Here is a 6,117-nt window from a genome sequence, read left to right on the forward strand (position 1 = left end):
AGGCGCCGCGCGCCGAGCGGTAGGGCGGGAAAATGGTCGGAGTGGCAGGATTCGAACCTGCGACCCCCGCGTCCCGAACGCGGTGCTCTACCAGACTGAGCCACACTCCGACTTGAGGACGCGGCTTATAACCACGCGCCCCGGCGCCCGCAAGCGCAGTTCTTCGCCGTTGCGAAAAAGCCGTCAAAAGCGGTGTTGCATCCGAAAACGCCTTGGCGTATTCGACCGCCTCCCCGGCGTTCCCCGCCGGGGCTGCGCCGGTCCTGCTGGGGAATGGTGTAATGGTAACACTACGGTTTTTGGTACCGTCATTCTAGGTTCGAGTCCTAGTTCCCCAGCCATTCTCCCAAAACGATTTTAGCGGCTTCGCCCCGCTCCGAGAGAGTCGGTTTGCAGCTGGCCGTCTGTCGCGGGTTACCAGCCCCGCGATCTTGCCACTCGATGGCTTCGCCGGCGACGCAATGCCGGCGCATGGGTGCTGGCAGGGGGAACCCTGTTCGGGGGCAGGTCGTTATTCGGCATCAGCACAGGGAGACTACCCATGATCCGCATCCTCATCACCGGCGTCGCCGCCGCAGCCCTTCTCGCCGCCTGCGGCGAACAGGAACAGGACCCGGTCAACGCTGCCCAGGACGCCGCGTCGGCGCCCGTGGGTCAAATGTCCGCCGCGACGCTGGGCGCCAACACGGTCGAGGGCTATGTGACCAATGCAGCGATCGGCGACATGTACGAGATCCAGGCGGCCGAGATTGCGCTTGAACGGAGCCAGAACGCAGAGGTCCGCGAACTGGCCCAGATGATCCATGACGACCACACCGCCGCCAGCGAGGCCATGGGCCAGATCGTTCAGTCCGGTCAGATCGACGCCGAACTGCCGACCGAACTGGACGAGCGCCGTCAGGGCCTGATCGACAACCTTCGCGACGCGGACAACTTCGATGAAGTCTACATCGACCAGCAGGTCGCGGCCCACGAAGAGGCCCTGACTCTGCACCGTGGGTTCGCAGACCATGACGACGCGCCCGAACTGGCGGCGCACGCGGCAGAGGTCAGTGGGCCGATCGAAATGCACCTGGAGCGCGCCCGCGCCCTGAACGACTAATCACGACGCTTCGGATGCGTCTGAACGGCCCGCTTCGCCTGCTGCGAGGTGGGCCGTTTTCATTTCGCAGCAGGTTAGGGGCTTTTCGGCGCTAGACGGTTCAGGGCGCGCAGGCCTGTGTGAACCGCCAGTCCCGACGGGACGGACGTGTCGTCGCCGCAGGAACCAACAGAAGAGCGCCAAGGACAGCCAGCTTCGACAGTCGACGATTCCGCCGCCTGAGCGAATCGCCGCGTGGCGCGTTCCGCTGTCCGGACGGACGACGGAGGAGTGGCGGCCATGGCGCGCGGCGAGCTCAAGACCTATCAGGCCAAGCGGAATTTCGGGGCGACGCCCGAGCCGAAGGGCCGGAAGACGGCGCGGTCGAAGGCCGGGCTGCGCTATCTGATCCAGCGCCATGCGGCCACGCGGCTGCACTATGACTTCCGCATCGAGCACGACGGGGTGCTGAAGTCCTGGGCGGTGACCAAGGCGCCGTCGCGCGATCCGTCGGTCAAGCGGCTGGCCGTGGAGGTGGAGGACCACCCCATGGATTACGGCGGCTTCGAGGGCACCATCCCCGAGGGCAACTACGGCGCCGGCACGGTGCAGATGTGGGACGAGGGCGTCTGGACGCCGCAGGACGAGGATCTGGACGCGGCCTTTGACAAGGGCGTGGTCAAGCTGGTGCTGGAAGGCGAACGGCTGAAGGGCGGCTGGGCGCTGATCCGGCTGAAGTCGGACCGGGGTCGGCCCACCAAGCGGAACAACTGGCTGCTGATCAAGGAGAAGGACGAGTACGCCGTGGACGGGGAGGGCGACGCCCTGGCCGAGATCGACGCCTCGGTGACCACGGGCCGTAGCCTGGCGGAGATCGCCGGCGGCGATTCGGAATGGACGTCTTCGAAGCCCACTGGTCGCAAGGCGCCGGCGAAACCCAAGGTCTCGAAGGCCCGGACGAGCACGGGCAAGGGGCCGCCGTCCTTCACGCCGATCCAGCTGTGCAAGGTGGTGGACAATCCGCCCGGCGGCTCCGGCTGGGCGCACGAGATCAAGTTCGACGGCTACCGCATCCAGGTGGCCGTGGGCGGGGGCAAGGCGAAGCTCTACACCCGCAGCGGGCTGGACTGGTCGGCGAAGTTCCCGGCGCTGGCCAAGCAGGCGGCCGGCTGGCCGGACGGGGTCATCGACGGAGAACTGTGCGCCCTGGACGACGACCACATGCCGGACTTCTCGGCGCTGCAGGCGGCCATTTCCGAGGAGCGCACGGACGACCTGATCTATTTCGCCTTCGACCTGATGTTCGAGGGGGCTGAGGATCTGCGGGACCTGCCGCTGGCCAAGCGCAAGGCGCGGCTGCAGGCCTATGTGGACCGGGCGGGCAAGGCGGGGCCGGGCCTGCGGTTCGTGGAGCATTTCGCCACCACGGGTCAGGCGGTGCTGGACAGTGCGTGTCGCATGGATCTGGAGGGTGTGATCTCCAAGACGCTGGACGCGCCGTACCGGGCGGGGCGGCAGGCCAGCTGGGTGAAGTCCAAATGCCGGGGCCGGGATGAGGTGATCATCGGCGGCTGGTCGTCGGAGAAGGGCACGCGGTTCCGCTCGCTGCTGGTGGGGGTGAAGGAGGGCAAGGGTCTGCGCTATCTGGGCCGGGTGGGCACGGGCTACAGCGAGGCGCTGACGAAGGTGCTGGTCCCGGCGCTGAAGGCTGCGGCCTCGGACGACAGTCCGTTCGCGGGCAAGACTCCGCCCAAGGGCGGGCGGGAGATCCACTGGGTCAAGCCGATGCTGGTGGCCGAGATCGAGCATGGGGGGCTCACCGAGAACGGCACCCTGCGCCACGCCGCCTACAAGGGTCTGCGCGAGGACAAGGCGCCAAGCGACGTCACCGACGCGCCCCAGGCGCCGGCGAAGACGGTCAGCCCCAAGGGCAAGGTGGTGGTGGCGGGCGTGACCATCTCCAGCCCCGACAAGCCCCTGTGGCCCGCCCATGACGGCGAGGCGGCGATCACCAAGGCCGATCTGGCGCGCTACATGGAGATGGCGGCCGAGCGCATCCTGCCCCATGTGGCAGACCGGCCCACATCGATCATCCGGGCGCCGGACGGGATCGAGGGAGAGACCTTCTTCCAGCGCCACGCCATGAGGGGATCGAGCCCGCGCCTAAAGCTGATCGATGTGAAGCAGCGGACCCCCTATCTGGCGGCGTCCGACGTGGGCGGGTTGGTGGCCATCGCCCAATCGGGGGGCATCGAGCTGCACCCGTGGGGCTGCAAGCCCGGCGATCCGGAGACACCGGAGCAGCTGACCTTCGATCTGGACCCCGACGAGGGGCTGGATTTCGAGGATGTGATCGCTGCGGCCAAGGACATGAAGGCGACGCTGGAGGCGCTGGGCCTGAATCCCTTCGTCAAGACCACGGGCGGCAAGGGGCTGCACGTGGTGACGCCCATCAAGGCGGACGGGCGCAGCCGGGTGGAGTGGGACCAGGCCAAGGCGTTTGCGAAGGCGGTCTGCGAGCAGGTCAGGGACGCGGCGCCGGACCGCTACACCACCACCCTGTCCAAGAAGGCGCGGGGCGGGAAGATCTTCCTCGACTATCTGCGCAACGGGCGCATGGCGACGGCGGCGGCGCCGTGGTCAGCGCGGGCCCGGCCGGGAGCCACCATCGCCTTTCCGCTGTCGTGGGGGCAGGTGCGCAAGGGGCTGGACCCGAAGGCCTACACCCTGCGCACCGCGCCGGCCCTGCTGAAGAAGCCCGATCCCTGGAAGGATTTCAGGAAAGGCGAGGTGTCGCTGCGGCCCATCCTCAAGAAGGTGGGCGTGGGCTAGACGCATTCTGGAACGGTCCCGTCTGCGCGCCGTTTCTCCGTCTTCAAAAAGGAGAACGACATGCTGAAGTGGGCGCTGATTTTCGCCGTTATCGCTGTAATCGCCGGGCTGGCGGGCTTTACCGGGATCGCCGGCGCCGCCGCCGGAATCGCGCAGTTCCTCGCCATTGCCGCCGTGGTGGTGTTCGTGGTGCTGCTGGTGCTGGGATTCACGGTGGCCAAGAAGGTCACCTGACCGGGCAGGCCGGGATCAGAACGCCAGCCTGATCTCGGCCACCACTGTGTCATCGTATTTGTTGTCGGCGGGCAGATCGACGTCGGTGTCGTAGTAGCGCACGTCCAGCTCCAGATTCCGGGTCAGGGCGTAGGTCGCGCCGACGTTCCAGCCGGTGTAGTCGACACTGTTGCGCTGCTCCCGCCGCCCGATGGCCGCAGTGCCTTCAAGGCGCGGGGTGAATTCCCAGCCCACGCGGGCCTCGACCCAACTGAAGCTTCCCGTCGATCCGATCGCGTCGGGCGAGTACTGATACTGGAGCCGAGCGCTCGCCGGTCCGATGGAGCGGGAGACGTTGGCGGTGAATTCCCAGCTGTCGTCATCCACGCCAGGAACGGGGTCGACCAGCCATTTGTGGGCGGCGTTGATGTCGAAGTCGAAGCCGGCGAACTGCGGCGCCCAGCCGACCAGCAGCCGGGACTCCCAGTCCGCGCCGTTGGAGTCCACGCCCTCGATCGAACCCGACACGTAGACATCACCCGTAGCCGGGGCCCAGTCCACGATGCCGTAGGCATAGGCCTCGCCGTTGGTCTTGGAGGCGTTCTTGGAGCGGTTGTCGGTGCCTGCTCCGATCTCTACGCCGAAACCGTCTGGCAGGCTGAACCCGCCGTCCTGGGCCGACACGGCAGGGGCGGACAGGCCGACGAGGGCGGCGGCCAGAAGAGTGGTGCGGAGCATGAGACGACTCAGATGTTGTTGGCGGTGTGTGGCCGCCATTAACTCCGCTTTCTGACGAATTTATCACAAGCCGATACAAATTCGTCATTCAGTCTACGGATGAGTTCGGCTGTGGTCGGAATGTCATGGACGCCGCCCGCGCCCTGACCGGCGGACCAGACCGTCTTCCAGGCCCGCGCCTCCTCGCCCATGTCCAGCTTGTGCTCGGGCAGGGACTTGGGATCGATGCCGTTGGCGACCAGCGACGGGGTCAGGAAATTGGCCGGGATTCCCGACACCGCCGGGGTGTAGGTGACGTCGGAGGCTCCGGCGTCCACGATCATCTGCTTGTATTCCTGCTGAGCCAGGCTCTCGGTCGTGGCGATGAAGCGGGTGCCCATGTAGGCGAAGTCGGCGCCCATCATCAGGGCGGCGGCCACATCCTGACCTGTGGAGAGACAGCCGGACAGGATGATGGTTCCGTCGAAGAAGGTGCGCACCTCGTTGACCAGGGCGAAAGGGTTCACCACCCCGGCGTGCCCGCCCGCGCCGTTGGCGACGAGGATCAGGCCGTCGACGCCCGCCTCGGCCGCCTTGCGGGCATGACGCACATTGGCGATGTCGTGGAAGACCACGCCGCCATAACCGTGCACCGCATCCACCACATCACGCACCGCGCCCAGCGAGGTGATGATCAGGGGCACCTGATGCTCCACCGACACCATCATGTCGGCCATCAGGCGGGGGTTGGTGGGGTGGACGATGTGGTTGACGCCGAAGGGGGCGGCGTCGGGCTTCAGCCGCTCCTTGATCTCCACCAGCCAGTCCCGATAGCCCTCGGTGGTGCGCTGGTTCAGGGAGGGGAAGGTGCCGATCATCCCGGCGTTGCACGTCTCCACCACCAGATCCGGGCCGGACACCAGGAACATGGGCGCGGCGATGACGGGGAGGGTGAGGTTCTTGTCCAGCGATGCGGGAATGGCCACGGGCGTCTCCTGGGTTTCGTTTCAATACGCATAGCGGCCTGTCGCGGCGTAAGGCAATGCATCAGGGACGGTGCAGGAGAACGGCGCCCACGCCAAGGCGCCCACGCCAAGGCGCCCGTCGGTGCGGGGTGATGGGAAGGGAACGGGGCGCCGGGCCATCGCCCGGTGTAAGGAATAGACAAATACCGTTTCGACGAAGGCTGACGCCCCGCGCGATCGTTCTTCCAGAGCCCCCGGTGGGCACGCGTCTTAGGCGCTAGCCGGTGTTCAGGCCCTGAACGGGCGGGC

The 6,117-nt window shown here is 66.9% G+C and carries 5 protein-coding genes and 2 tRNA genes; 4 read left to right on the plus strand and 3 right to left on the minus strand.

The window, feature by feature from the left end; translation table 11 throughout:
* Window positions 1-33 precede the first annotated feature (33 nt).
* Window positions 34-110 (minus strand) — tRNA-Pro (locus MBEBAB_RS14305).
* A 157-nt stretch (window positions 111-267) separates the two neighbouring features.
* On the opposite strand from MBEBAB_RS14305, the gene MBEBAB_RS14310 reads away from it, so the two are divergent.
* From MBEBAB_RS14310 to MBEBAB_RS15900, 4 genes are all read left to right on the plus strand, one after another.
* A tRNA-Gln gene (locus MBEBAB_RS14310) sits at window positions 268-341 on the plus strand.
* A gap of 200 nt (window positions 342-541) precedes the next feature.
* Window positions 542-1,102, plus strand: coding sequence for a DUF4142 domain-containing protein (locus tag MBEBAB_RS14315; RefSeq protein ID WP_021698700.1), 561 nt, complete (start codon window positions 542-544; stop codon window positions 1,100-1,102).
* Window positions 1,103-1,381: 279 nt separating this feature from the next.
* On the plus strand, window positions 1,382-3,913 hold the full coding sequence (gene ligD, locus MBEBAB_RS14320) for a DNA ligase D (RefSeq protein ID WP_021698702.1): 2,532 nt from the start codon (window positions 1,382-1,384) through the stop codon (window positions 3,911-3,913).
* 60 nt (window positions 3,914-3,973) lie between these two features.
* Window positions 3,974-4,147, plus strand: coding sequence for a DUF1328 family protein (locus tag MBEBAB_RS15900; protein ID WP_021698703.1), 174 nt, complete (start codon window positions 3,974-3,976; stop codon window positions 4,145-4,147).
* 15 nt (window positions 4,148-4,162) lie between these two features.
* On the opposite strand, the gene MBEBAB_RS14330 is transcribed toward MBEBAB_RS15900, so the two are convergent.
* Window positions 4,163-4,864 carry a TorF family putative porin gene (locus MBEBAB_RS14330; RefSeq protein ID WP_021698704.1) on the minus strand — a complete coding sequence of 234 codons (702 nt, stop codon included), beginning with the start codon at window positions 4,862-4,864 and terminating at the stop codon, window positions 4,163-4,165.
* A 38-nt stretch (window positions 4,865-4,902) separates the two neighbouring features.
* The gene (locus tag MBEBAB_RS14335) at window positions 4,903-5,829 is read right to left on the minus strand and encodes an NAD(P)H-dependent flavin oxidoreductase (protein WP_021698705.1); all 927 of its coding nucleotides are present in this window, start codon (window positions 5,827-5,829) and stop codon (window positions 4,903-4,905) included.
* Between the last annotated feature and the right edge of the window lie 288 nt (window positions 5,830-6,117).

The sequence above is a fragment of the Brevundimonas abyssalis TAR-001 genome, from assembly GCF_000466985.1.
Taxonomy (GTDB): Bacteria; Pseudomonadota; Alphaproteobacteria; order Caulobacterales; family Caulobacteraceae; genus Brevundimonas; species Brevundimonas abyssalis.

Bases quoted from the DNA above. Each gene is read 5' to 3' on its own strand.
- MBEBAB_RS14315 (WP_021698700.1), top strand. From the start codon at position 542: ATGATCCGCATCCTCATCACCGGCGTCGCCGCCGCAGCCCTTCTCGCC.
- ligD (WP_021698702.1), top strand. From the start codon at position 1,382: ATGGCGCGCGGCGAGCTCAAGACCTATCAGGCCAAGCGGAATTTCGGG.
- MBEBAB_RS15900 (WP_021698703.1), top strand. From the start codon at position 3,974: ATGCTGAAGTGGGCGCTGATTTTCGCCGTTATCGCTGTAATCGCCGGG.
- MBEBAB_RS14330 (WP_021698704.1), bottom strand. From the start codon at position 4,864: ATGCTCCGCACCACTCTTCTGGCCGCCGCCCTCGTCGGCCTGTCCGCC.